The organism is Streptomyces sp. NPDC018029 (assembly GCF_044327655.1).
In the GTDB taxonomy this organism is placed as follows: domain Bacteria; phylum Actinomycetota; class Actinomycetes; order Streptomycetales; family Streptomycetaceae; genus Streptomyces.
This window is the reverse complement of record NZ_JBIRFV010000001.1, coordinates 454854-478305: the sequence shown is the minus strand read 5'-3', so window position 1 is coordinate 478305 and position 23452 is coordinate 454854. Positions and strand designations below refer to the sequence as shown.

The following is a 23452-nucleotide window of genomic DNA, read 5'->3' as shown; positions in this document are numbered from 1 at the left end:
GATCACAGCAGCCCGGCCGTCGCCAGGTGCTTGCCGACCCGTTCGGTCTCCGCCGGTGAGAGCGGGATCTGCGGCTCCGCCGTGGCCGCGCAGTCGATCACCCCGCGCAGCCGCAGCGCCGCCTTGAACGCGCCGAGCGCCGACGAGCTCCCGCCCATCCGCGCCGGATCCCCTGCCGCCACCATCCCGAACAGCCCGCACAGCCGCTCCTGTTCGGCCCGCGCCCGCGCCCAGTCGCCCTCCCGGCACGCCCGGTGGAGGCGCACGTATCCGCCGGGGTCCACGTTTCCGAGGCCGGGCACGACGCCGTCGGCGCCCATCGCGAGCGCCGAGTCGGCCGTCACCTCGGAGCCGGTGAGGACGCTGAACCCGGCGAGCCCCGGCTCCGACCGCTTGCCGAGGACGACACTCCGGAAGGCGCCCTCGTCGCCGCTGGAGTCCTTCAGACCCGCGAGGACGCCGTCCCGGGCCAGTTCGAGGATCAGGCCTGCGCCCAGCTTGGTGTGCACCGCCATCGGCAGGTCGTACGCGAAGACCGGCACCGCGCAGCCCTCCGCGACCAGGCGGAAGTGGCGGGCGATCTCGGCCGGATGGGTCCGCGTGTAGAAGGGCGCGGTGACCACGACCGCGTCCGCGCCCGCCCGGGCGGCGGTGCGGGCGTGGTCCAGGACGCGGGGTGTGGTCATGTCGATCGCTCCGGCGAGGACGGGCAGCCGGCCGCCCACGTGCCGGACGACCGTGTCGACGACGAGGGCCCGCTGCCGGTCCGTCAGGTACGCGACCTCCGAGGTCGAGCCGAGCACGAACAGGCCGTCGACACCGCCCGCGACCAGGTGGTCGACGAGTCTGGTGAGGGAGGGGGTGTCCACCTCGCGGTCCGGTGTCAGGGGGGTGCAGACGGGCGGGACGACACCGGTCAGCGGGGTGGGAAGGGTCATGGATGCTCCCTCGGTGCGGTGACAGAGGCCGGGCCGGAAGCCGTTCCGGAAGCCGTGGCGGCGGCCGTTCCGGAGGCCGTGGCCGTGGCGGCGGCCTGGGTGACGAGTGCGTGGGTCGACTCTCCCTCGTCGACGGGGTGGAAACAGCGGAACCGGTGCCCCGCGCCCGACGGCCGGGCCTCCGGCATGGCGGTGGCGCACTCCTCGTCCGCCTTCCAGCAGCGGGTGCGGAACGGGCAGCCGCTCGGCGGCCGGGTCGCCGACGGCACGGGACCGGCCAGCGGAATCGGGTCGATGGGGTCGAGCAGTCCGGGCGTCGCGGAGAACAGGGCGCGGGTGTACGGGTGCCGGGCGCGGTCCAGGATCTCCGCGGCCGGCGCCTCCTCGACGATCCGGCCGAGGTACATCGTGACCACCCGGTCGCTCATCCTGCGTACGGTCTGGATGTCGTGGGACACGAAAACCAGGGCGAGGCCGAGGCGTTCCTTCAGGTCGAGGAGGAGGTTGAGGATCTGGGCGCGGACGGACACGTCGAGGGCGCTCGTCGGCTCATCGGCGACCAGCAGGTCGGGTTCGAGCGCGAGGGCGCGGGCGATCGCCACGCGCTGCCGCTGGCCGCCGGACAGCTGGCCGGGCAGCCCGTCCGCGAGGGCCTTCGGCAGGCCGACCAGGGCCATCAACTCCCGTACGCGTTCGTCCCGTTCTCTGGGCGTCCCGCGCTTGTGCACGTCGAGAGGGTCACGGAGGATCCGCCCGACCGGGAGCCTGCGGTTCAGGGCGGTCGAGGGGTCCTGGAAGATCATGCCCGTGTGGGAGCCGATGGAACTCCGCCTCTCGGCGGGTGTCATCCTCCACAGGTCGTGGGCGCGGAACGAGACGGTTCCGGCGGTGGGCCGCTGGGCGCCCACGAGGACCTTGGCGAGGGTCGACTTGCCGCAGCCGGACTCTCCTACGATGCCGACGGTTTCGCCTCCGGCGACGGTGAGGGTGGCGCCGGTCAGCGCGTACACCTTGTCCCGGGAGAACAGGCCGCCCGACCTGGTCTTGTGTACTACGTGGACGTCGTCCAACTCGACGATGGGGGTGGTCGTCATTTCGGGTCACGCTCCGTCGTGGCTGGTCGCGCAGTTCCCCGCGCCCCTGGGAGGCGCCCCTGCGGGGCGCTCCCCCCAGGGCGCGTCCGCCGGGTGGTGGCAGGCCGCCGAGTGGGCCGGTGTGCCCGCCAGCTCCGGTGTCGTCGTACGGCACACCTCGCTTGCCAGCGGGCATCTGTCCGCGAACCTGCACCCCTGGGGGAAGTCCGCCGGGGACGGTACGACCCCCTTGATCTGGGTGAGGCGCTGTGCCGCCGACTCCAGGGAGAGCACCGAGCCGAGCAGGCCGCGCGTGTAGTGGTGCGCGGGGGACTCCACGACGTCCGCCGTCACGCCCGTCTCGACGATCTGCCCGCCGTACATCACCACGACCCGGTCGGTGACGTCGGCGACGAGCGCCAGGTCGTGGGAGACGAGGATCAGCGCGAAGCCCAGCTCCTCGCGCAGCCGCAGCAGCAGCTGGATGATCTGCGCCTGCACGGTGACGTCCAGCGCGGTCGTCGGCTCGTCGGCGACGATCAGTTTCGGGTCGCGGGAGAGGGCCATGGCGATCAGGACGCGCTGGCGCTGGCCGCCGGACAGCTCGTGCGGGTAGCTGCGCAGGGTGCGTTCGGGGTCGAGGCCCACCATGTCGAGGAGTTCGCGCGCGGTGCGGCGGCCACCTCTTCGTACGACCTGTTTGAGCTGGGAGCGGACCGTCATCGCCGGGTTCAGGGACGACAGGGCGTCCTGGTAGATCATCGCCATGTCGTGGCCGAGCAGGCGGCGCCGGGCGCGCGGGGGCAGGCCGGTCAGCTCCTGTCCGTCGAAGGTGACGCGGCCGCCGACCCGGGCGCCCTTCGGCTCCAGGCCCATCACCGTCAGCGCGGTCAGTGACTTGCCGCAGCCGGACTCGCCGACGAGGCCGAGTACTTCACCGGGGCGTACGTCGAAGCTGATGCCGTCGACGATGTCCACGCCCTCGTGGCGCTGCGGGAAGGAGATGGTCAGGCCGGTCACGGCGAGGACGGGCTCGCCCGTGGGGAGAGGGCGGGCGCGGGAGCGGAGGCGGTGGGCCGCCTCCGTGAGGCCGGGGAGTTCGAGGACCCGGCCGCTGCCGGGCTCGGGGGTCTCCAGGCGGTCCTGCGTGCGGGCAGGACCCACGACGTCACGGCCGGACGGGGCCGCCCAGGCGTCCGACACGCCCTCGGAGAGGATGTTCAGGGCGAGGACGGTGAGCAGCATCAGGAGCCCGGGGAAGACCGTCGCCCACCAGCCGCCGATCAGGACCATGTTCTTGCCGTCGGCGATGACGCTGCCCCAGGACGGGTCGGGCGGCCGCACGCCGGCGCCGATGAAGGAGAGCGAGGCCTCGAAGACGATGGCCTCGGCGACCTGCACGGTGCAGAAGACCAGGACGGGCGCCGCGCAGTTCACGGCGACGTGGCGGATCAGGATGTGCGGGGTGCGGGCGCCCAGGACCCGTTCGGCGACGACATAGTCCTCGCCGTACTGGTCGAGGACATTGGCCCGTACGACACGGGCGATGGGCGGGGTGAACAGGAAGGCGATGGCGCAGATCAGGACGAGGATGCCGCCGCCGAACACCGCGACGAGCACGGCGGCGAGCGCGATCCCCGGGAACGCCATGACGACGTCCAGGCAACGCATCAGCGTCTCGTCCACGGCCTTGCGGGAGGTCGCTGCGACCGCTCCGATGAGGGCGCCGGCGACGAGGGCGAGCAGGGTCGCGCCCAGCCCGATGGCCAGCGACCAGCGCGCCCCGTACATGAGCCGGCTGAGGATGTCGCGGCCGAGGCTGTCCTGGCCCATCCAGTGGTCGGCGGAGGGGTGACCCGTGCCGTCGGTCTGCGGCTGCTGGTCGAGCGGGTCGTGCGGGGCGATGAGCGGGGCGAACAGCGCCACAAGGACGACGAGGCCGACGACGCCGACCGCGATCCGGGACAGCACGGGAAGTTTGCGGAAGGAGCGGATCCGCAGGCCGGGCACGGCGAGGCGCTCGGTCAGCTCCTTGCGTGAGGTGAACATCAACTCGACCCCCTCAGGCGCGGGTTGACCAGGAGGTGGAGGACGTCGATGACGAGGTTCACGACGACGAAGCCGACAGCGGTGGTGATGACGACGCCCTGGACGACGGCCGGGTCGCCGTTCTTCACGGCGTCGATCATCAGCTTCCCCATGCCGGGCAGCGAGAAGATCGTCTCGATGACGACGGCACCGCCGAGCAGATAGCCGACGCGCAGCCCGAGGACGGTGAGCGGGTTGATGAGGGCGTTGCGCAGGACGTTGCGGCCGACGACGACCACCGGGGGGAGGCCGTTGCCGATGGCGGTGCGGACGTAGTCCTTGTCGAGCTCCTCGACCACGGCGGTGCGGATGATGCGGGTGAGACCGGCCGCCACCGGCAGGGAGAGCGCGAGGGCGGGCAGCGTCATGGTCTTCAGCCAGCCGGTGAGGGAGTCGGCGGGGTTGATGTAGCCGCCGGTCGGGAACCAGCCGAGGTCCACGGCCAGGTACTGGATCATCAGCAGCGCCAGCCAGAAGCCGGGCGCCGCGACACCGGTCAGGGAGACGACGCGGATCAGCTGGTCGGGCAGCCGGTCGCGGTAGATCGCCGCGGTGACGCCGAGGGTGAGGGAGAGGACGACCGCGATGCCGAGCCCGAGGAAGGTGAGCTGCATGGTGAGCGGCAGGGCGGTGGTGACCTGGTCGACGACGGGGGAGCGGTTGAGGACGCTGATGCCCATGTCGCCGTGGAGCAGGTCGCCGACGAAGGCGACGTAGCGGACGGGCAGCGGGTCGAGGAGCCCGTTCTCCTCACGGAACGCGTGCAGTTGCTCGGGTGTCGGGTTGGCGCCCTGGAAGAACGCGGACGCCGGGTCGACGTCCGAGAAGCGCATCACGAGGAACACGAAGAGCACGATGCCGAGCAGCAGCGGGACGAGCAGGGCGACGCGGCGGGCCAGGATTCTGAGGACTGCGGTCAAGGCGTACGACTCCTCACCTCACGTGCCGGTCAAGCCCACTTGGCCTGGAGGAGGTTGATACCGGGATAGGGCTGGGCCTTGACGCCGGTGACCTTCTTCGGGTCCCAGGCGGTCATGAGTTCGTTGTGGACGACGGGATAGAGGACGGCCTGTTCCGCGACGACGTCGATGTACTCCTGGATCATGGTCTTCTTCCGGCCGGCCTCGGGCTCACGGGTGGCGGCTGCCATGTCCTTGAAGAGCTTCTTGGCGACGGCGTCGTCGGCCCACCGCGCGTACCCCATCCAGAGGTTCTCGGGGCCGTAGTTGTAATGCATGATCAGGTCGGCGTCGAGCCCGAACTGGTTGGGGTTCGAGGCGGCCGCGACGATCTGGAAGTCCTTCTTCTGGTCCAGTTTGGTGAAGACGGCGGTGGTCTCCTGCGGGTCGAGGGTGACCTCGACGCCGAGCTTCTCCCAGCCGTCCTGGATGGTCGGCAGGCAGTCCACGATCCAGCTCACGTTGACGGCCATGAGGTTGATCTTCAGCGAGCCGACGCCCGCGTCCTTCAGCAGTTTCTTTGCCTTGGCCAGGTCGTATCCGTAGACGGTCTTGGCGGGCCGGTAGGAGGGGTTGGCCTCGTTGAGGAAGGAGGTGGACGCCTTGCCGTGGCCCTTGAGGGCGGCCCGGATCATCTTGTCGCGGTCGATGGCGTAGTGCAGGGCCTGCCGGACACGGACGTCGTCGAACGGCTTGTGGGCCGTGTTGAAGAGCAGGAAGAGATTGTTCATCCCGGCCCCGCCCTCGACGGTCATCCCGCCCTTCTTCAGCTGCTCGATGTTGGCGTACGGGATGTTGTCGGCGATCTCCGCGTCCGCGCTGCCGCCGGAGATCTTCGCGACGCGCGGCGCGGCGTCCACGATGGTCAGCCAGTTCATCTTCTTGAAGGCGGCCTTGCGCGGGCCGTTGTAGTCGTCGAAGGCCTCGAAGGTGGTGTTCGACTTCGGGTGGTGCGAGGCCTGCTTGTACGGTCCGGAACCCACCGCCTTCCCCTTGGTCGCGTCGTCCCAGGCGCCGGGTTTCCCGAACACGTGCTTCGGCATGATCTTGGCGAGGGAGAGCCGGGCGGCACCGTCGGGGAAGGGAAACCTCAGCACCAGCTCGACGGAGGTCGCGTCGACCTTCCTGACCTCCTTCAGCCAGCTCGCGAAGAAGCCCTTGGCGAGCGTCTGGGTCTTCGGGTCGAGGATGCGGTCGAAGACGAACACGACGTCGTCGGCGGTGACGGGCTTCCCGTCGTGCCACTTGGCCCCCGGCCGCAGGGTGAACTTCCACGTCGTCGCCTTGAGGTCGTTCGGGATCTCCGTGGCGAGCGCGGCGTACGGCTCACGGGTGATCGGATCGGTCCCGAGCAGCCCCTCGTAGATGTGTTCGTTGCCGGCCATCGCGAAGGCGGACGCGGTCTGGGTCGGGTCCCAGCTGCCGTCGTTCCCGTACCCGATGACGGCCGTGAGCGTCGACCCGCCGCCCTGACCGCCACCCCCGGTCTCATTGGTCGACTCGGGCCCCGAAGAGCAGGCGGAGAGCGTGGTCGTGACGGCGGCGGCCGCGCTCAGCGCACCCGAGTACTTGAGGAAGGCCCGGCGGTCCGGCAGGACGGCGCGGCGCACGGTCGGAGAGGGCAGATCGGTCACTGTGTCTCCCTTGCCTACCTGAGAGGTCCCACGTCCTACGTCATGGGTGGCGTGGCGACGATAGGAGCGGGCGGGGGGCGGGTCAAGACTCCACGCAGCGCGCCCGCACGGGTGGGAAATCTGGGGTCAGGACGTGCGGTGCCCGCCGGCGCGTCCGCCGCTGCGCCCGCTGGTGCGCCGCCGGTGTGTCCCGGTGTGTCCGCTCACGGGCCGGACGGCGCCGCCGTCGTGCCGCGCCGGTTTGTATCCTCGGCAGGCTTTACCCGACCTGCGAGAGGCGACACCATGACCACCGAGCTGAGCCCCGACGCCACGGCCCCCGACGCCCCGGCCCTCGCCGGGCTGCTCGAGCGGGCGCGGCGGGACTACGAGGAGCTCGCCGGGCGCGGGCTCTCCCTCGACCTGACGCGGGGCAAGCCGGCGCCGGAGCAGCTCGACCTCGCCGTGGACCTGCTGAGCCTGCCCGGTGGACGGCACACCTCCGCCGACGGCACCGACGTGCGCAACTACGGCGGGCTCCAAGGCCTGCCCGAGCTCCGGGAGATCTTCGCCGAGCTGCTCCAGGTGCCCGCCGGGCAGCTGCTCGCGCTCGGCAACTCCAGCCTGGAGCTGATGCACGACTGCCTCGTGCACGCCCTCCTCGGCGTGCTGCCCGGCGCCGAGTCGCGCTGGGTGGACCAGGGGCGCATCGCGTTCCTCTGCCCGGTGCCCGGCTACGACCGGCACTTCGCGCTCTGCGAGCGGTTCGGCATCGACATGATCCCCGTGCCGATGACCGCCGAAGGCCCCGACATGGACGAGGTCGAGCGGCTCGCCGCCGGGAACCCGGCGGTCAAGGGCATCTGGTGCGTGCCGAAGTACAGCAACCCCGACGGCGTCGTCTACAGCGACGAGACCGTCGCGCGGCTCGCCGCGATGCCCACCGCCGCCCCGGACTTCCGGATCTTCTGGGACAACGCGTACGCCGCCCACCACCTCACCGACGAGCCCGCCGAGATCGCCGACCTGCTCGCCGCCTGCGCCGCGGCCGGGCACGAGGACCGCGCCTTCGTCTTCGGCTCCACCTCGAAGATCACGGCGGCGGGCGCGGGCGTCGCCTTCTTCGGCTCGTCGCCCGCCAACGTGAAGTGGCTGCTCGCCCACAACCAGAAGCGCTCGATCGGCCCGGACAAGGTCAACCAGCTGCGGCACGTCATGTTCCTGAAGGACGCGGACGGCGTACGCGCCCACATGGAGCGGCAGCGCGCCCTGCTGCAGCCCAAGTTCGAGACGGTCGCCCGCATCCTGGACGCGGAGCTCGGCTCCACGGGCCTCGCCTCCTGGACGTCGCCCAAGGGCGGCTACTTCGTCACCCTCGAAGTCCCGGACGGCTGCGCCAAGGAGGTCGTGCGCCGCGCCGCCGAGGCGGGGATCGTCCTCACTCCGGCCGGGGCGACGCACCCGTACGGGAACGACCCGCGCGACGCCGTCATCCGCATCGCGCCCAGCTACCCCGGCCTCGCGGAGCTGGAGCAGGCGATCGAGGGGCTTGCTGTGTGTGTCCGCCTCGTCGGCTACGAGAAGCGGGCCGCTCGCTGAGTTCAGGGGGGGGGCGGGCGTGTGGGGACTGTGCGGGTTCGTTGTGGCTGGTCGCGCAGTTCCCCGCGCCCCTTACGGGGCGACCCCGCGGCGGAGCCGCTGGCGATGCCGCCTGCGCCTCTTACGGGGCGCGAGCCTGCGCCCTTACGAGGGCGTGGTGGGGGCCCCTTCCAGGAACGGGGTCAGAAGACCCGGTACCGCCCGCTCCGCGAACACCAGCCCCTCCGCCTCTCCCACGTCGTACGCCGCGTACGCCTGCGCGCCCGCGGCCGTCGTCGCGCTCAGGGTGACCAGGCCCGCCCGGCGCTGGAGCACGGACTGCTTGACGGTCCAGCCGATGACGCCGCCGCGGCGCAGCGCCACCGTGGAGCGGCGCAGCGTGCCGGAGCGTACGACCAGGTAGTCGGCGTCGAGCGCGTGCCCCAGGCTGCGGTACGCGTCGCAGGCGAGCGCCACCGCCACCGGCACCAGGACCACCGCGACGCCCGCCCCCAGATACGTGAGCGTCGGCAGGCCGGTCAGCGCCCCGAGGAGCAGCAGGACCAGCGCGGGTGCCAGCGCCGCAGACACCGCCCAGCGGATCCGCCGGGACCGCGCCGCCCGCGGATGGGCCGTGAGTCGCGCGGCGGTGGGCGTCGCCGGCTCCCGCAGGACCCGCGCCGCCACCTCGTCGGCGAGCCGGCGCGGCGCGGCGGGCAGCAGGGTGCTGGGGCCCGCCTGGTCCTCCTCGTCACGCCGGGACAGACCCGTGGCGACCGCGTCGACCCGGGCCGCGCCCGACAGCCGCAGGCCCAGCGGCTCCACCACGTCGACACCGCGCAGCCGGGCCTCCTCCAGGGAGACCGAGCGCGTCGTGAGCAGCCCGCGCCGCACCCGCAGCGTCCCGCCGGGCTCCCGTTCGAGGCGGTAGTTCCACCACATCTCGACCCACAGCCCGAGCGCCCCCACCGACCCGGCCGCCAGCGCCCCCGCGACCAGGGCGAGCACGATGCCCGCCACGGACATCCCGCGGAACAGGTCACCCACCCACTCGATGACCTCCTCCTGCACCCCGAACCACTCGCTGACCTGCATCACCGCGCCGCCCGCCGCGGCGGCGAGCGCGGAGGTGACGAAGGACAGCGGGGCGTACCTGATCCAGCGGAAGTCGAGGGCGGCGATCGTGCCCTCCGCGTCCGACGCGGCGTCGGGGGCCGCCCGGCTGAGCAGTTCGCGCCGCAGCCGCTCGCCCTCGGCCCTGCGGACCGGACGGAGTTCGAGGGTGGCCTCTTGGGCGGAGCTCTGCTCGCCGGTGCCGATCCGGACCTCCACCAGGCCGAGGAGGCGCAGCAGTGGGTGGGCGACGAGGTCGACGGAACGTATCCGCTCGCGGCTCAGGGAGCGGTGCTTGGCGAAGAGGATGCCGCTGCGCAGCTCGGCCCGCTCGGGGCCGACGCGGTAGCGGCTGTGGCGCAGCCGCAGCGCGTCGAGCCCGACGCCGCACGCGATCACCAGCAGGCTCAGCCCCACCGCCCAGGCGATCACGGGCCCCATGTCCACCCAGCCCTGGAAGCTGAGGGTGACCGGCAGGCCGATGGCGGTCACCACGCCGCCGGTCATCTGCACGGTGACGAGCAGCGAACGCCGGTCGAGCCGCCGCCAGCCGGGCTCGTCGTGGACATCGGAGGCGTCACGGACATCGCCGACACCGAGGGCACCGGAGGCCGTGGGGGCACCGGGGGACTCGGCCACCCCGCTCACGTCGCGTCCCCCGGCGTCGCCTGGGTGACGAGGGCGAGCCGCTCGGCCAGTTCGGCGGCGGTCGCGTGGTCGAGCCCCTTGACCTTCAGGGCGCCCTTGGCGGACGCCGTGGTGACCGTCACGGTCGTCAGCCCGAAGACCCGCTGGACGGGCCCGCGCATCGTGTCGACCGTCTGGAGCCGCGACATCGGCGCGATCCGGCCCTCCATCCAGAAGAAGCCGGTCCGCACGTACACCGCGTCGTCGGTGACCTCCCAGCGGTGCACCTTGTACCACCACAGCGGGAGCAGCGCCCCGGCGAGCAGCCCCGGCACCGCGATGACCGCGGCGGGCAGCAGCAGCCAGAAGCGGGCCGGCGCGATGAGCACGGCGAGCAGGACCAGGAGGCCCACCGGGACGGCCGTCGTCAGCAGCAGTTGCGTACGCCACCAGGCGACGGCGCGGCGGTCCAGGGAATGGCGCGGCGGCCGCAGCCGCACACCCGCCCTCTCGTCTCCTTGGTCAACAAGCATGAGACGAAAGGTACTTGCTTGCACAAGACGCCTGCTCGCCGGCTGTAGCGGCGCTCGGCCGGTTATCGACCGTCACCGACACCGCGTACCGCGTCCGGGGGCTCAGTGCTGCTGCGCCTTCTGCGGCGTCACCTCGCTCGGCCGCACGATGACGTGCCCCTCGCCCTCCAGCTTCAGCTGCACGGCCTCGCCCGAGCCGCCGCGGATCATCGACCCGATGGACTGCGAGCGGTGCAGGGACGTGCTCAGGCCGGCGGTCCAGCCGACCACCGCGTCCGTGTCGACGTACACGGGCTGCTGCGGCGACACGGGGATCACCAGCGGATTCCCGTCGCAGACCAGGCCGAGCCGCCCGCTGCCGGTGAAGACGCTGTTGAACAGCCCGCCCCCGGCGATGCCCGAGCCCTTCACGGTCTTGATCTCGTACGAGAGGGTCGCGTCGAAGCAGAGGACGTTGCGGCCGTTGACCGTGAGGACGTCGCCGGGCTCGATGTCGACGATGAAGCAGTTCTGCGCCTCGTGCGCGAACCACGCCTCGCCCTTGCCCCGCACGGCCATCAGCGGCAGCCCCTCGCCGGTCACGGCGCGCTTGAGCATGCCGCCCACGCCCTGCCCCTTGCGTTCGAACTGCAGGTCGCCCCGGTAGGCGATCATGGCGCCCTGCCGGGCGAACATCTCGCCGTCCACCGCGTACTTGACGGATTTGGCATTCTGGAGCGTCATGCCGGGGGCGAGGGCCGGCTGGGCCATGTGGTCACTGGAGAACAAGTCACTCTTCATGTGCACATCTTGGGCCATGCCTTGTGCGCACGAAAGCGCATGGGCGCCCCACTCGCAGCGGGACGCCCACCTCTCGGTGACTCACGCGCTCAGCCCCGTACGGGCTCCCCGACGAAATACAGGTAGCCGAAGGAGGCGATCGCGAACTCGGCCGCCGCGATGAGCTTGCGCACCGTACTGTTCTTCTCCCGCTCCGGGAGAGCGTTCAACTCCGCCACGAAACGCTTGAGTTGAATCTCGTTGAACATGGTGTCGCCGTGGCGGTTCACGGCGCGCAGGATGCTGCCCTCCGGTGCCGACTCGCACAGGGCCAGGAACGTCTCCTTGCGGTCTTCGTGGGTCTTGGCCATCCGGCCGTGCACTTGGTCTTCCACGTAGATGACGAGGGGCATGCGGTACGTCTTCCTCCAGACTTTCTTCCGGCTGTCATCCAGCTGTCTTTCGGGGTCAGTCCCCGGAGATGAACAGGTAGCCGCGCAGAGCCGCGGCCCGCTGCGCCATCTCGGCCACCCGCCGGGTCGTGTCCGTCTTGAGCTCCTCGGGGAGCTGGTTCAGCTCCTCCGCGAGCCGCGGCAGTTGCAGCTCGTTGAACATGGTGTCGCCGACGGAGAAGACGCCGCTCATGACGCTGCCGTCCGGTGCCGCGTGGCATGCCGTGAGGAAGCTTTCGTCCGGATCGTCGCCGACGCGCGCCATTCGCTCGCGCGTCCCGTTCTCCAGGTAGATGGTGACTGCCACTGGCTTTCCCCTACTCGACCGGTTTCGATATCGGGTACATGCTGCGTACGCTGCCGTACTCGTCCTGCACGAGCTTGAACCATGAGGTGGGCTGGCTGCCGACGCCTTTCTCGGGCTCGACGTGCGCGCCGCCTTCGACATGCTTGCCCCGCACGTAGTCCTCTCCGACGTTGTCCAGCATGGGCGGTATCAGGCACCCGTCGCCCGCATTGCGCGACACGGCCGCACCGCGGAGACCGCGGCCACCGCAGGCCTTCAGCGCCTCCCTGGCCCGCTTCCCGATGCCGGCGATCACGTCGGACGACAGGCCGGACGCCTTGACGGCCTTCCAGGCGCCGGACGTCTTGCTGCCCGCCCTGAGTGCCTGGTCGAGTGAGCCGATGGCCCGGACGGCGTCTTCGATCTTCTTGCCGGGGATGAAGTTGGAGGCTGCCCAGGCGCATCCGCGGGCGACGCGTACTTCCCCGCGCGGGAGGAGTGAGCGTGCCGGTCGGCACACTTCGCCCCCCGCCGAAACGTCACGCCCTTACGGTCGTGGCATGACGACGCTGCTTCGGTACGAGGAGTTCCGCGACCTGCACCGCGCCGGTGCGCCCCTGCTGCTGCCCAACGCCTGGGACCACGCGTCGGCCGCCGCGCTCGTCGCGGCCGGTTTTCGCGCGGTCGGCACGACCAGCCTGGGCGTGGCGGCCGCGGCGGGCCTGCCTGACGGGACAGGCGCCACCCGGGCGGAGACGGTCCGGCTGGCCCGCGGCCTGGCCCGCCTCGACGCGCTGATCAGCGTCGACATTGAGGGCGGCTTCACCGACAACCCCGAAGAAGTGGCCGTTCTTGTGGCCGAGTTGGCGGCCACGGGAATCGTCGGCATCAACATCGAGGACGGCCGCCCGGACGGCTCGCTACGGGACCTCACGCACCAGTGCGAGATCCTCTACGCCGTACGAGAGGCCGCGGCCGGCAGGCTTTTCGTCAACGCCCGCACGGACACGTACTGGTTGCCGGGCGCGGGGAAGGCCCCGGAGACCGGGGAACGACTGGCCGCCTACCGCAGGGCGGGCGCGGACGGGGTGTTCGTCCCGGGCCTGCGCGACCTGCGCGCCATCGCCGAGCTGACCTCGGCCCTCGAAGGCACCCCGCTCAACACCCTCCACGCCCCTGAGGGACCTTCCCTGCCGGAACTCGCCGAGGCGGGCGTACACCGGGTCAGCTGCGGGTCGCTGCTGTTCCGCGCGGCACTGGGCGCGGCGGTGGCGGCGGCGCGGGACCTTTCAGTGAGCGGCGAAATCCCCTCGTACGCGGAGACGCAGGCGCTGTCCGACGCCTTCGCCTAATGTCTCGTCGGTGGAGATCAGCGAACTGACGGACGCCGAAAGGCTGCTGTGGGAGGCGTTTCCGCTCGGGCGGACCGTGGACTTCCGTACGACATGCGAGGAGGGCCCCGAATTCGGTGCCGGCTGGGGGCCCGAGCGCACCGTCCGGGCGGAGGTGCTGCGAGCGCTGCTCCTGAACGGGCCCCGGCGCGACGGGGAGACGCCGGTGCTCCGGCTCGCCGGGGCCCGGATCAGCGAGCGGCTCGACCTCCAGTACGCGGACGTCGCGGGACCCGTGCACATCTGGGCCTGCTACTTCGACGACGTACCCGACCTGTACGGGGCACAGCTGCGGCAGCTCAACCTGAGCCGCTCCGTCCTGCCCGGCCTGCACGCCATCGCACTGCGCGTCGATGGCTCACTGCGCATGTCCAAGTGCCGGGTGCGGGGCCCCGTCCGGCTCGGCGGCGCGCGTATATCGGGGGCGGTCTTCCTCAATGGTGCGCACGTGGGGGAGCAGGGCGTCGCGCACTCCGAGCCCGTCCTCGCCCTGAACCGCGTCACGATCGACGATGACCTCCAGGCCGACGAGGGTTTCACAGCCCACGGCCAGGTCCGCCTCGCGGGGGCAGTCATCGCCGGGTACGTCTCGTTCGACGACGCGGTGCTCAGCGATCCGGGAGGAACGGCCCTGCACGCGTCGAACCTCAGCGTGGGGACGGACCTGCACGTGGCGCGGCTGAAGGCATCCGGACGGCTCAACATGCCCGGCGCCCGTATCCCCGGCATGATCGATTTCGAGGGCGCCCGCCTCTCCGATCCGGGCGGCACGGCCCTGCGCGCCAGCAACGTGGTCGGGGGTTCCCTCTATCTGGCCGAGGCCGAGCCCATACAGGGTGTCGTCACCTTGCGCGGCTGCCAACTCGACTTCCTCCACATCGCCCCGGAGACCTGGCCGGACCAGGTCCGCCTCGACGGCCTGACGTACGCCAGGCTTGGCCCGCCCGAGCCCGCCGAGCGCCGGCTCCAGGTCCTGGAACGGGACACCGACGGCTACGTCCCGTACGCGTACGAACAGCTCACCGCCGCGTACCGCCGCAACGGCGACGACGCGGCCGCCCGCACGGTGCAGCTCGCGAAGCACCGCCGCCACCGGGCGACCCTGCCGTGGTACGCCAGGGCCTGGGGCCACCTCCAGGACGTGACCGTCGGCTACGGCTTCCGGCCCACGCGGGCGGCGGCCTGGCTGCTGTCGCTGCTGCTCGTCGGGTCCGTCACGTTCGCGCTGCGCGAGCCGCCCGCGCTGAAGCCGGACGAGTCCCCGGACTTCAACGCGCTCTTCTACACGCTGGACCTGCTGCTCCCGATCGTCGACTTCGGCCAGGAGAAGGCGTACGCGGCGGAGGGGGCGTACCAGTGGTTCGGGTACACCCTGCTTGTTCTGGGCTGGACCCTGGCGACGACGATCGCGGCGGGCATTACGAGGGCGATCAGTCGTCAGTAGGCGCGACCATCGCCACGAACGCGGACCAGGCACCGGCGCCGATCACCAGGGCGGGGCCCTGGGCGACCTTGCTGTCCCGCACGGGGACGACACCGGGGACTCCGTCGGCGACCTCGACGCAGTTGTCGCTTTCATCGCCGCTGCTGTAGCTGCTCTTACGCCAGCGGGCGGCGCCGACGAAGTCGTAGGCGACCTCGACGCATTCGCCGCTGTCGCCGCCGCTGTACGTGCTCTTGCGCCAGCGGGCGGTGCTCAGGTCGTACTCGCGCATGGTCTGTAGTCCTCCACCGCCGACTCGATCAAGGCCAGGGACGCCTCCGGTGACAGCGCGGCGGCCCTGAGCAGATCGTATGCCGCCTGCATCTGCTTCACCATTGCCGGGTCGTCCAGCAAGTTCCCCGAAAGTACGCCCTCTGTATAGGCAGTTGGCGGAGCGTCGTCGAACTCCATCAGCTTCAGCATCTTGCCCATGTTCGGGTAGGCCCCGGCAGAGAACGGCAGTACCTGAACCATCGCTGTGCGCGCACGCATCATGGCGGTGACGTGGTCCAGTTGCTGAGCCATCACGTCCGGGCTGCCGACCGGGGTGCACAGCACGCCCTCGTGCAGGATCGCCCAGTACATGGGACGGGCGGCGTCTTTGAGGATCGGTGCGCGGTCCATGCGAGCCATGACTCTCTCCTCGACGTACTCGTCCGTCGCGAACGGGTGAGTCGCCAAGAACACGGCGCGGGCGTAGTCCTTGGTTTGCAGGAGCCCCGGAACCACCGCCGGGGCGAAGTCGCAGATCTCCGTGGCGAGCTGCTCCAGCTCGGCCACATGCGCGAAATACTCCGCGTAGCGGGTCTCGCTGATCAGCTTTCGGCACATCCGCTCGAAAAAGCCACCGGTTTGCAGCACCTCATCAATACGCTGCGCCACATCCAGCTGAGGTTTTCGAATGGCCTGCTCGAACTGGCCGATGTATCCCCCGGATACGAATACCCGTACCCCCAGAGCGGACTGGCTGAGCCCAGCCTCCTCGCGGCGTCGCTTCAGCTCCGCGCCGAAGAACTCCCAGGCCGCCTGCCGCGAACCATTGGCCATGGCCAACCGCCTTCCACTGCCCCGCAGTTGTAGAGGACAGACTGCTGCCGAGTGTAGGTGGCGTGCGTCACTGTGGGGGTGAGAAGAGTGAAATCCGAAGGCGAAGGGGAGCCACGTGAAGGCGGACGGAAAGCACCACGCAGTGGCATGTGTCGAACAGGCGGAGGAAACCGTGAAGGAATTGCGCGCCGCGCTGACGCGAGCGGGAATTGTGTTGCCGTCATTGGGGATCGATCCGGCGAGCATCGCCAGGGAGGCCCCGTGTCCGCGGATCGAATTGGGAGGGTGTTCGGTCGACGCGGCGGCCCGCCTCGCGGCCGCGCTGAGGAGCGCGCCATGAGCGTGCCGGCGAACCTCCCGGTGGGCGCGTACGTCGTCGACACGCGCAGTGGCCGTGTGGGGCGGGTGATGGGCCACGAGGGGCCGTACGTCCAGCTGCGCCCTTATGGAGGGGGTCGCGAGTGGGACTGCGCCCCGGAGGCGATCCGCACGGCGACGGCGGCGGAGCGGCTGCGCGCGGCGACGGCGTACGCGAACGCGCGAAGCCGGGGCGAGGTGCCCTGACGCTCAGCTGTACTCGGCCACGACGCCGGGCGGAACTCCTTCGGTGAGGTACTCCTCGCCCGGGTTCCAGTCCCAGGACCAGTCGGTCACAGACCGGCCTCCGCTTCCGCGTCGTTCCGAATGCGGCGGATCTCAGTGATGGCGTCCGAGGGGTCCTGCTCCGCCGCATCCACCAGCCGCTCCAGTTCGCGCAGGCGGGCCGCGCGCTGCGGATGCCGCTCGATCGCGACGAAGACGGCCCATGAGTGGACGAAGGCGCGCAGGGGAGCCAGGCTCTGCGTCTGCTGGGCGTTCGTCGTCGCCTCGAAGAGGTGCTGGGTGAGCGCGGGGATCCGGCTGGGGGCAATCCGGGCCACCGCGGCGCGCAGCGCGTCGGGCGTCAGCTCGGGCATCGGGATCAGCGGCCCGCACGGGCCGTCGGACTGTGCGCTCACAGGGTCCTCCCGGACCTGATCGGGCACCCCGGCCCGGAGACCCGGCGCCGTACGCGAGAATGGACCCCATGAGTCTGTTCCGCGACGACGGCATCGTGCTGCGCACCCAGAAGCTGGGTGAAGCGGACCGCATCATCACGATACTCACCCGCAGTCACGGACGCGTACGCGCCGTCGCCCGCGGGGTGCGGCGGACCAAGTCCAAGTTCGGGGCCCGGCTCGAGCCGTTCTCGCACGTCGACGTGCAGTTCTTCGCGCGCGGGAGTGAGCTCGTCGGGCGCGGGCTGCCGCTCTGCACGCAGAGCGAGACCATCGCTCCGTACGGTAGCGGCATCGTCACCGACTACGCCCGCTACACCGCCGGCACGGCCATGCTGGAGACCGCCGAGCGGTTCACGGACCACGAGGGCGAGCCCGCGGTGCAGCAGTATCTGCTGCTCGTCGGCGCGCTGCGCGTCCTGTCGCGCGGCGAACACGCGCCCCACCTCGTCCTCGACGCCTTCCTGCTCCGCTCCCTCGCCGTGAACGGCTACGCGCCCAGCTTCACGGACTGTGCCAAGTGCGGCCTGCCGGGACCGAATCGCTTCTTCTCCGTCGCGGCGGGCGGCTCGATTTGCGTCGACTGCCGGGTGCCCGGCAGCGTCGTACCGTCCACGGAGACGCTCACGCTGCTCGGCGCGCTGCTCACCGGCGACTGGGAGACGGCGGACGCGTGCGAGGCGCGGCACGCCAGGGAGGGCAGCGGGCTTGTTTCCGCCTATCTGCACTGGCACCTGGAGCGCGGACTGCGTTCTTTGCGGTACGTAGAGAAAAGCACGTGAGCACGCGAGTACGTCGCGTGCGGTGAACAAGCTAGGTAGGAGAGAGCCCCCCATGGCACGACGCGGAATCCTCGGACGGTCCCGCCGTGAGTATCAGCTGCCCGAGCCCCACCCCTCGGGCGCGCGACCGCCGAAGATCCCCGGTGAGCTGGTCCCGCAGCACGTGGCGATCGTCATGGACGGGAACGGGCGGTGGGCGAAGGATCGCGGGCTGCCGCGCACCGAGGGGCACAAGGTCGGCGCCGAGCGCGTCCTCGACGTGCTGCAGGGCAGCATCGAGATGGGCGTCGGCGCGATCTCGCTCTACGCCTTCTCCACGGAGAACTGGAAGCGGTCCCCGGACGAGGTGAAGTTCCTGATGAACTTCAACCGCGACTTCATCCGCAAGACCCGCGACCAGCTCGACGACCTCGGCGTGCGGGTGCGCTGGGTGGGCCGGATGCCCAAGCTGTGGAAGTCGGTCGCCAGGGAGCTGGAGATCTCCCAGGAGCAGACCAAGGACAACGACAAGCTGACCCTGTACTTCTGCATGAACTACGGCGGCCGCGCCGAGATCGCGGACGCGGCCCAGGCCATCGCGGAGGACGTGAAGGCGGGCCGGCTCAACCCGGCCAAGGTCAACGAGAAGACCTTCGCGAAGTACCTGTACTACCCGGACATGCCGGACGTCGACCTCTTCCTGCGCCCGTCCGGCGAGCAGCGCACCTCCAACTACCTGCTGTGGCAGAGCGCCTACGCCGAGATGGTCTTCCAGGACGTCCTGTGGCCGGACTTCGACCGCCGCGACCTGTGGCGGGCATGCCTCGAATACGCCTCCCGGGACCGGCGCTTCGGCGGGGCCATTCCCAATGAGGAGCAGATCGCGAACAGTTAGGTCCATGGACCGCGAAGGGGCCCGCACCGTCAGCGCGACGGTGCGGGCCCCTCCACGTACGTACGACTACTTGCTCGCGCACTCCTGGCACGTACCGAAGATCTCCACGGTGTGCGCCACGTTCACGAAGCCGTGCTCGGAGGCGATCGCCTCGGCCCACTTCTCGACCGCGGGGCCCTCGACCTCGACGGCCTTGCCGCAGACGCGGCAGACCAGGTGGTGGTGGTGGTCGCCGGTCGAGCAGCGGCGGTAGACCGTCTCTCCGTCGTTGGTGCGCAGGGCGTCGACCTCGCCGGCGTCGGCGAGGGACTGGAGGGTGCGGTAGACCGTGGTCAGACCGACCGAGTCGCCCTTGTGCTTGAGCATGTCGTGCAGCTCCTGGGCACTGCGGAACTCGTCCACGTCGTCGAGTGCCGCGGCCACCGCCGCACGCTGGCGGGTCGACCTGCCTCGAACCGGGGCTCCCACGGTTGCCTCCTCGCGTCACGCTCTGGTCTGGGCCTTGCCGGGCCATTGTGCCAGGTCGGCCCGGAGCCGGGTCAGGCCTTGGCCACCGGCTGGGCCGGTACCGAGCACTCCGCGGGGTCGCCGGCCGCCTCGGCGGCGGCCGCGGCCCGCGCCCTGCGCCTGGCCAGCGGCGTCGCGAGGACCGTCAGGACGATGAAGACACCGATGGTCAGGAGCACGATCGTCGCGCCGGGCGGCACGTCCTGGTAGTACGAGGTGACGGTGCCGCCGAGCGTCACCGCGACGCCGATGGCCACCGAGCCCGCGAAGGTCACCGCGAAGCTCTTGGTCAGCTGCTGCGCGGCCGCCACCGGCACCACCATCAGCGCGGAGACCAGGAGCAGGCCCACGACCCGCATGGCGACGGTGACCGTGACCGCGGCGGTGACGGCGGTGAGCAGGTTCAGGGCGCGCACCGGCAGGCCCGTGACGCGCGCGAACTCCTCGTCCTGGCTCACCGCGAAGAGCTGGCGGCGCAGCCCGACCGTGACGAGAACCACAAAGGCGGCGAGCAGGCAGATCGCCGAGACGTCCTCCTCGGAGACCGTCGAGAGCGAGCCGAAGAGGTACGACTGGAGGTTCGCGTTCGAGCCGCCGGGAGCGAGGTTGATGAACATGACGCCGCCCGCCATGCCGCCGTAGAAGAGCATCGCCAGGGCGATGTCGCCGCGCGTCTTGCCGTACCAGCGGATCAGCTCCATGACGACGGCGCCGACGATCGCGACCGCCGTCGCCATCCACACGGGCGAGGCCGACAGCAGGAAGCCGAGGCCCACACCCGTCATCGCCACGTGGCCGATGCCGTCGCCCATCAGGGCCTGGCGGCGCTGGACGAGGTAGATGCCGACGGCGGGCGCGGTGATGCCCACGAGGACGGCGGCGAGCAGCGCCCGCTGCATGAAGGCGTAATCGAGGAGTTCCATGGTTCTTGCTCGCCCTCGGTCAGGTCAGCAGGCCGGTACGGACCGGTTCCGCGTCGGCGGTGTGCGGGTGGACGTGGTCGTGGCCGGGCAGGGCGTGCTGGCCGACGGCGCGCGGGGGCGGGCCGTCGTGCATCACGCAGCCGTCGCGCAGCACCACGGCGCGGTCGATCAGCGGCTCCAGGGGGCCGAGCTCGTGCAGGACGAGGAGGACGGAGGTGCCGGCCGCGACCTGCTGGCGCAGGGTGGCCGCGAGGACCTCCTGGCTCGCGAGGTCGACGCCCGCCATCGGCTCGTCCATGATCAGCAGCTCCGGCTCGGAGGCCAGCGCGCGGGCGATGAGGACCCGCTGGTGCTGGCCGCCGGAGAGCGCGTTGACGGAGTCCTTGGCGCGGTCGGCGAGGCCCACCAGGTCGATGGCGCGGGCGACGGCCTCGCGGTCGGCCTTGCGCAGGATGCCGAGGCGGGCGCGGGAGAGCCGCCCGGAGGCGACGACCTCGGTGATCGTGGCGGGTACGCCGCCCGCGGCGGTGGTGCGCTGCGGGACGTACCCGACGCGGGCCCAGTCGCGGAAGCGGCGGCGCGGGGTGCCGAAGATCTCGACGTCGCCGCCGGTGACGGGGACCTGCCCGATGACCGTGCGGACGGCGGTGGACTTGCCCGAGCCGTTGGCGCCGAGCAGGGCGACGACCTCGCCGCGGCGCACGGTGAGGTCGATGCCGCGCAGCACGGGGCGCGAGCCGAGCTCGGCCGTCACCTTGCGCAGGGATATGACGGCTTCGCCGCTGTCCTCGCCGCTGCCTTCACCGGTGCAGGCGTTCTTGCTCATGGCTCGTGCCTCCGTAACCGCAGGGGGTGTCACTTGGCGCCCAGGGCCTTCTGCAGGGCCTTCAGGTTGGACTCCATGACCTGGATGTAGTCGTCGCCCCTGGAGTCGTCGGTGATGCCCTCGACGGGGTCGAGCACATCGGTCTTCAGGCCGGTGTCCTTGGCGAGGGTCTTCGCCGTCCGGTCGCTGACGAGCGTCTCGTAGAAGACCGTGGTGACGCCGTCGGCCTTCGCCATCTTCTGGAGTTCCCTGACGCGCTTGCCGCTGGGCTCGCCCTCGGGGTCGAGGCCGCTGATGGCCTCCTCGGTGAGGCCGTAGCGCTCGGCGAGGTAGCCGAAGGCGGCGTGGGTGGTGATGAAGACCTTGTTCTTGGTGTTCTTCAGGCCGTTCTCGAAGGACTTGTCCAGGCCGTCGAGGTTCTTCACGAGCTTCGCGGTGTTCTTCTTGTACGCCGCCGCGTTGTCCGGGTCGGCCTTCTGCAGGGCCTTGCCGACGCCCTCGGCGACCTCGGCGTACTTCACCGGGTCGAGCCAGATGTGGGGGTCGGCGCCTTCGTGGGAGTGGCCGTGGCCGTGGCCCTCGTGGCCCTCCTCCTCGTGCTCGTCGGCGTGCCCGCCGACCTCGGTGCCGTGCTTCTCCGTGCTGGTCAGCGAGGCGGCGTCGACCTTGGTCTTGATGCCGGACTGGTCGATCGCGTCGTCGACGGCGGGCTGCAGGCCCTTGAGGTACAGGGCGACGTCGGACTCTTCGAGCTCGCCGCGCTGCTTGGCGGAGACGTCGAGGTCGTGCGGCTCCTGGCCGGGCTCGGTGAGCGTGGTGACGGAGACGTGGTCGCCGCCTATCTGCTCCGCGAGGTACTGCATGGGGTAGAACGACGCCACGACGTCCAGCTTGCCGTCCTTGTCGTCCGCGGCGGAGGTGGAGCAGGCGGTCAGCGCCGTGAGGCCGAGGACCGTGGCGGAGGCAAGGGCGGCGGTGGGTATCAGGCGTCGTACGTTCATGACACTCATTTTCAACAAATGTGGAAACGATTGTCAACAAGGGGTCGGTGAGGGGATGTGCGGGTAACCGATTTGATTAGGGGGGTCGGGCCGCCGGTAACCTGAAGCATTCGCTCCCGAAGCCGCTGCTCCGGCAGCACTTGCTTCGTCCGCCGTCGTAATGAAGAGAGCACCGTGGCCGCCGACAAGATCGACACCATCGTCAGCCTCAGCAAGCGCCGTGGCTTCGTTTTCCCCTGCAGTGAGATCTACGGCGGTCAGCGCGCCGCCTGGGACTACGGACCGCTGGGCGTCGAGCTGAAGGAGAACCTCAAGCGCCAGTGGTGGCGCTACATGGTCACCTCGCGCGAGGACGTTGTCGGTATCGACTCGTCGGTGATCCTGGCCAGCGAGGTCTGGCAGGCCTCCGGCCACGTCGCGACCTTCTCCGACCCGCTCACCGAGTGCCTCTCCTGTCACAAGCGCCACCGCGCCGACCACCTGGAAGAGGCTTACGAGGCCAAGCACAACCGCCCGCCGGCCAACGGCCTCGCGGACATCAACTGCCCCAACTGCGGCACCAAGGGCCAGTTCACCGAGCCCAAGCAGTTCTCCGGCATGCTCGCCACGCACCTCGGCCCCACGCAGGACAGCGGCTCCGTCGCCTACCTGCGCCCCGAGACCGCGCAGGGCATCTTCACCAACTTCGGCCAGGTCCAGCAGACCTCGCGCCGCAAGCCGCCCTTCGGCATCGCGCAGATGGGCAAGTCCTTCCGCAACGAGATCACGCCCGGCAACTTCATCTTCCGCACCCGCGAGTTCGAGCAGATGGAGATGGAGTTCTTCGTCAAGCCGGGCGAGGACGAGAAGTGGCAGGAGTACTGGATGGAGCAGCGCTGGAACTGGTACACCGGCCTGGGCCTGCGCGAGGAGAACATGCGGTGGTACGAGCACCCGAAGGAGAAGCTCTCCCACTACTCCAAGCGCACCGCTGACATCGAGTACCGCTTCCAGTTCGGCGGCAGCGAGTGGGGCGAGCTGGAAGGCGTCGCCAACCGCACGGACTACGACCTGACCGCGCACTCCAAGGCCTCCGGCCAGGACCTGTCGTACTTCGACCAGGAGGCCGGCGAGCGCTGGACTCCGTACGTCATCGAGCCCGCGGCCGGCGTCGGCCGCACGATGCTCGCCTTCCTCCTCGACTCCTACATCGAGGACGAGGCCCCGAACGCCAAGGGCAAGCTGGAGAAGCGGACGGTCATGCGCTTCGACCACCGCATCGCGCCGGTGAAGGTCGCGGTCCTGCCCCTTTCGAGGAACCCGGAGCTCTCCCCGAAGGCCAAGGGCCTGGCCACCGCCCTGCGCCAGAACTGGAACATCGAGTTCGACGACGCGGGCGCCATCGGCCGCCGCTACCGCCGCCAGGACGAGATCGGCACGCCGTACTGCGTGACGGTCGACTTCGACACCCTCGACGACAACGCGGTGACGGTGCGCGAGCGCGACACCATGAAGCAGGAGCGCGTCTCCCTCGACCAGATCGAGGGCTACCTCGCGACGCGTCTCGTGGGCTGCTGACGAAC

The 23452-nt window shown here is 70.6% G+C and carries 25 protein-coding genes; 7 read left to right on the top strand and 18 right to left on the bottom strand.

Going from position 1 to position 23452, the window contains the following annotated elements; all coding sequences use genetic code 11:
• Positions 1–2: 2 nt before the first annotated feature.
• Genes ACH4D5_RS02115 through ACH4D5_RS02095 form a run of 5 tightly spaced genes read right to left on the bottom strand, consistent with a single transcriptional unit; the run spans position 3 to position 6692 of the window.
• Positions 3–938, bottom strand: a complete 936-nt coding sequence (locus ACH4D5_RS02115; RefSeq protein WP_398297612.1) for a dihydrodipicolinate synthase family protein — start codon at positions 936–938, stop codon at positions 3–5.
• The gene (locus ACH4D5_RS02110) at positions 935–2032 is read right to left on the bottom strand and encodes an oligopeptide/dipeptide ABC transporter ATP-binding protein (RefSeq protein WP_398297610.1); all 1098 of its coding nucleotides are present in this window, start codon (positions 2030–2032) and stop codon (positions 935–937) included. The genes ACH4D5_RS02115 and ACH4D5_RS02110 overlap by 4 nt, the downstream gene beginning before the upstream one ends.
• Positions 2033–2038: 6 nt before the next feature.
• A complete protein-coding gene (locus tag ACH4D5_RS02105) occupies positions 2039–4060 on the bottom strand; it encodes a dipeptide/oligopeptide/nickel ABC transporter permease/ATP-binding protein (protein ID WP_398297608.1) in 2022 nt (673 codons plus the stop codon).
• Positions 4060–5019, bottom strand: coding sequence for an ABC transporter permease (locus ACH4D5_RS02100; RefSeq protein ID WP_398297606.1), 960 nt, complete (start codon positions 5017–5019; stop codon positions 4060–4062). The genes ACH4D5_RS02105 and ACH4D5_RS02100 overlap by 1 nt, the downstream gene beginning before the upstream one ends.
• A gap of 29 nt (positions 5020–5048) precedes the next feature.
• Complete coding sequence (locus ACH4D5_RS02095) at positions 5049–6692, bottom strand: ABC transporter substrate-binding protein (RefSeq protein ID WP_398297604.1); 1644 nt, start codon at positions 6690–6692, stop codon at positions 5049–5051.
• A gap of 285 nt (positions 6693–6977) precedes the next feature.
• Between ACH4D5_RS02095 and ACH4D5_RS02090 the strand changes: the two genes are divergently transcribed.
• Positions 6978–8270 (top strand): aminotransferase class I/II-fold pyridoxal phosphate-dependent enzyme, encoded by a 1293-nt coding sequence (locus ACH4D5_RS02090; RefSeq protein WP_398297602.1) that lies wholly within the window; start codon positions 6978–6980, stop codon positions 8268–8270.
• A 144-nt stretch (positions 8271–8414) separates the two neighbouring features.
• Here ACH4D5_RS02090 and ACH4D5_RS02085 read toward each other — a convergent pair whose 3' ends face one another.
• From ACH4D5_RS02085 to ACH4D5_RS02060, 6 genes are all read right to left on the bottom strand, one after another.
• A complete protein-coding gene (locus tag ACH4D5_RS02085) occupies positions 8415–10010 on the bottom strand; it encodes a PH domain-containing protein (protein ID WP_398297600.1) in 1596 nt (531 codons plus the stop codon).
• The gene (locus ACH4D5_RS02080) at positions 10007–10522 is read right to left on the bottom strand and encodes a PH domain-containing protein (protein WP_398297598.1); all 516 of its coding nucleotides are present in this window, start codon (positions 10520–10522) and stop codon (positions 10007–10009) included. Before ACH4D5_RS02080 ends, ACH4D5_RS02085 begins: the two co-directional genes overlap by 4 nt.
• A gap of 102 nt (positions 10523–10624) precedes the next feature.
• Positions 10625–11302, bottom strand: a complete 678-nt coding sequence (locus ACH4D5_RS02075; protein ID WP_398297596.1) for an AIM24 family protein — start codon at positions 11300–11302, stop codon at positions 10625–10627.
• Between the two features lie 89 nt (positions 11303–11391).
• Positions 11392–11694 (bottom strand): hypothetical protein, encoded by a 303-nt coding sequence (locus tag ACH4D5_RS02070; protein WP_398297594.1) that lies wholly within the window; start codon positions 11692–11694, stop codon positions 11392–11394.
• 55 nt (positions 11695–11749) lie between these two features.
• The gene (locus tag ACH4D5_RS02065; protein ID WP_398297592.1) at positions 11750–12040 is read right to left on the bottom strand and encodes a hypothetical protein; all 291 of its coding nucleotides are present in this window, start codon (positions 12038–12040) and stop codon (positions 11750–11752) included.
• 10 nt (positions 12041–12050) lie between these two features.
• Positions 12051–12539, bottom strand: a complete 489-nt coding sequence (locus ACH4D5_RS02060) for a hypothetical protein (RefSeq protein ID WP_398297590.1) — start codon at positions 12537–12539, stop codon at positions 12051–12053.
• 40 nt (positions 12540–12579) lie between these two features.
• On the opposite strand from ACH4D5_RS02060, the gene ACH4D5_RS02055 reads away from it, so the two are divergent.
• Both ACH4D5_RS02055 and ACH4D5_RS02050 read left to right on the top strand, forming a co-directional pair.
• A complete protein-coding gene (locus ACH4D5_RS02055; protein ID WP_398297588.1) occupies positions 12580–13371 on the top strand; it encodes an isocitrate lyase/phosphoenolpyruvate mutase family protein in 792 nt (263 codons plus the stop codon).
• A gap of 10 nt (positions 13372–13381) precedes the next feature.
• Positions 13382–14854 carry a membrane-associated oxidoreductase gene (locus tag ACH4D5_RS02050; RefSeq protein WP_398297586.1) on the top strand — a complete coding sequence of 491 codons (1473 nt, stop codon included), beginning with the start codon at positions 13382–13384 and terminating at the stop codon, positions 14852–14854.
• Here the strand turns inward: ACH4D5_RS02050 and ACH4D5_RS02045 are convergent.
• Positions 14841–15125, bottom strand: a complete 285-nt coding sequence (locus tag ACH4D5_RS02045) for a DUF397 domain-containing protein (protein WP_398297584.1) — start codon at positions 15123–15125, stop codon at positions 14841–14843. The two genes, ACH4D5_RS02050 and ACH4D5_RS02045, sit on opposite strands and share 14 nt — an antisense overlap.
• Entirely contained in the window at positions 15107–15940 is an 834-nt protein-coding gene (locus ACH4D5_RS02040; RefSeq protein WP_398297582.1) for a helix-turn-helix domain-containing protein, read from the bottom strand. Before ACH4D5_RS02040 ends, ACH4D5_RS02045 begins: the two co-directional genes overlap by 19 nt.
• 336 nt (positions 15941–16276) lie before the next feature.
• Here ACH4D5_RS02040 and ACH4D5_RS02035 point away from each other — a divergent pair, with 336 nt between their 5' ends.
• Positions 16277–16504, top strand: coding sequence for a hypothetical protein (locus tag ACH4D5_RS02035; RefSeq protein WP_398297580.1), 228 nt, complete (start codon positions 16277–16279; stop codon positions 16502–16504).
• Between the two features lie 86 nt (positions 16505–16590).
• Here ACH4D5_RS02035 and ACH4D5_RS02030 read toward each other — a convergent pair whose 3' ends face one another.
• Positions 16591–16938: a hypothetical protein gene (locus tag ACH4D5_RS02030; RefSeq protein ID WP_398297578.1), complete on the bottom strand. Its 348-nt coding sequence runs from the start codon at positions 16936–16938 to the stop codon at positions 16591–16593.
• Between the two features lie 68 nt (positions 16939–17006).
• Between ACH4D5_RS02030 and recO the strand changes: the two genes are divergently transcribed.
• Together recO and ACH4D5_RS02020 are read left to right on the top strand one after the other, a co-directional pair.
• Positions 17007–17759 carry a DNA repair protein RecO gene (gene recO / locus ACH4D5_RS02025; RefSeq protein ID WP_398297576.1) on the top strand — a complete coding sequence of 251 codons (753 nt, stop codon included), beginning with the start codon at positions 17007–17009 and terminating at the stop codon, positions 17757–17759.
• Positions 17760–17811: 52 nt separating this feature from the next.
• A complete protein-coding gene (locus ACH4D5_RS02020) occupies positions 17812–18633 on the top strand; it encodes an isoprenyl transferase (RefSeq protein ID WP_398297574.1) in 822 nt (273 codons plus the stop codon).
• 66 nt (positions 18634–18699) lie between these two features.
• On the opposite strand, the gene ACH4D5_RS02015 is transcribed toward ACH4D5_RS02020, so the two are convergent.
• The 4 genes from ACH4D5_RS02015 to ACH4D5_RS02000 all read right to left on the bottom strand — a co-directional run bounded on the left by ACH4D5_RS02015 (position 18700) and on the right by ACH4D5_RS02000 (position 21890).
• Positions 18700–19101 carry a Fur family transcriptional regulator gene (locus tag ACH4D5_RS02015; RefSeq protein ID WP_398297572.1) on the bottom strand — a complete coding sequence of 134 codons (402 nt, stop codon included), beginning with the start codon at positions 19099–19101 and terminating at the stop codon, positions 18700–18702.
• Between the two features lie 71 nt (positions 19102–19172).
• Positions 19173–20063: a metal ABC transporter permease gene (locus ACH4D5_RS02010; RefSeq protein ID WP_398297571.1), complete on the bottom strand. Its 891-nt coding sequence runs from the start codon at positions 20061–20063 to the stop codon at positions 19173–19175.
• Positions 20064–20082: 19 nt separating this feature from the next.
• A complete protein-coding gene (locus ACH4D5_RS02005) occupies positions 20083–20889 on the bottom strand; it encodes a metal ABC transporter ATP-binding protein (RefSeq protein ID WP_398297569.1) in 807 nt (268 codons plus the stop codon).
• Positions 20890–20918: 29 nt separating this feature from the next.
• The gene (locus ACH4D5_RS02000; RefSeq protein WP_398297567.1) at positions 20919–21890 is read right to left on the bottom strand and encodes a metal ABC transporter substrate-binding protein; all 972 of its coding nucleotides are present in this window, start codon (positions 21888–21890) and stop codon (positions 20919–20921) included.
• 174 nt (positions 21891–22064) lie between these two features.
• Between ACH4D5_RS02000 and ACH4D5_RS01995 the strand changes: the two genes are divergently transcribed.
• Complete coding sequence (locus tag ACH4D5_RS01995; protein WP_362999753.1) at positions 22065–23447, top strand: glycine--tRNA ligase; 1383 nt, start codon at positions 22065–22067, stop codon at positions 23445–23447.
• The last annotated feature ends 5 nt before the right edge of the window (positions 23448–23452 follow it).

Bases quoted from the DNA above. Each gene is read 5' to 3' on its own strand.
- ACH4D5_RS02055 (WP_398297588.1), top strand. From the start codon at position 12,580: ATGACGACGCTGCTTCGGTACGAGGAGTTCCGCGACCTGCACCGCGCC.
- ACH4D5_RS02115 (WP_398297612.1), bottom strand. From the start codon at position 938: ATGACCCTTCCCACCCCGCTGACCGGTGTCGTCCCGCCCGTCTGCACC.
- ACH4D5_RS02005 (WP_398297569.1), bottom strand. From the start codon at position 20,889: ATGAGCAAGAACGCCTGCACCGGTGAAGGCAGCGGCGAGGACAGCGGC.
- ACH4D5_RS02045 (WP_398297584.1), bottom strand. From the start codon at position 15,125: ATGCGCGAGTACGACCTGAGCACCGCCCGCTGGCGCAAGAGCACGTAC.
- ACH4D5_RS02020 (WP_398297574.1), top strand. From the start codon at position 17,812: ATGGCACGACGCGGAATCCTCGGACGGTCCCGCCGTGAGTATCAGCTG.
- ACH4D5_RS02110 (WP_398297610.1), bottom strand. From the start codon at position 2,032: ATGACGACCACCCCCATCGTCGAGTTGGACGACGTCCACGTAGTACAC.
- ACH4D5_RS02035 (WP_398297580.1), top strand. From the start codon at position 16,277: ATGAGCGTGCCGGCGAACCTCCCGGTGGGCGCGTACGTCGTCGACACG.
- recO (WP_398297576.1), top strand. From the start codon at position 17,007: ATGAGTCTGTTCCGCGACGACGGCATCGTGCTGCGCACCCAGAAGCTG.
- ACH4D5_RS02000 (WP_398297567.1), bottom strand. From the start codon at position 21,890: ATGAACGTACGACGCCTGATACCCACCGCCGCCCTTGCCTCCGCCACG.
- ACH4D5_RS02080 (WP_398297598.1), bottom strand. From the start codon at position 10,522: ATGCTTGTTGACCAAGGAGACGAGAGGGCGGGTGTGCGGCTGCGGCCG.
- ACH4D5_RS02090 (WP_398297602.1), top strand. From the start codon at position 6,978: ATGACCACCGAGCTGAGCCCCGACGCCACGGCCCCCGACGCCCCGGCC.
- ACH4D5_RS02105 (WP_398297608.1), bottom strand. From the start codon at position 4,060: ATGTTCACCTCACGCAAGGAGCTGACCGAGCGCCTCGCCGTGCCCGGC.
- ACH4D5_RS02040 (WP_398297582.1), bottom strand. From the start codon at position 15,940: ATGGCCAATGGTTCGCGGCAGGCGGCCTGGGAGTTCTTCGGCGCGGAG.
- ACH4D5_RS02070 (WP_398297594.1), bottom strand. From the start codon at position 11,694: ATGCCCCTCGTCATCTACGTGGAAGACCAAGTGCACGGCCGGATGGCC.
- ACH4D5_RS02075 (WP_398297596.1), bottom strand. From the start codon at position 11,302: ATGAAGAGTGACTTGTTCTCCAGTGACCACATGGCCCAGCCGGCCCTC.
- ACH4D5_RS02010 (WP_398297571.1), bottom strand. From the start codon at position 20,063: ATGGAACTCCTCGATTACGCCTTCATGCAGCGGGCGCTGCTCGCCGCC.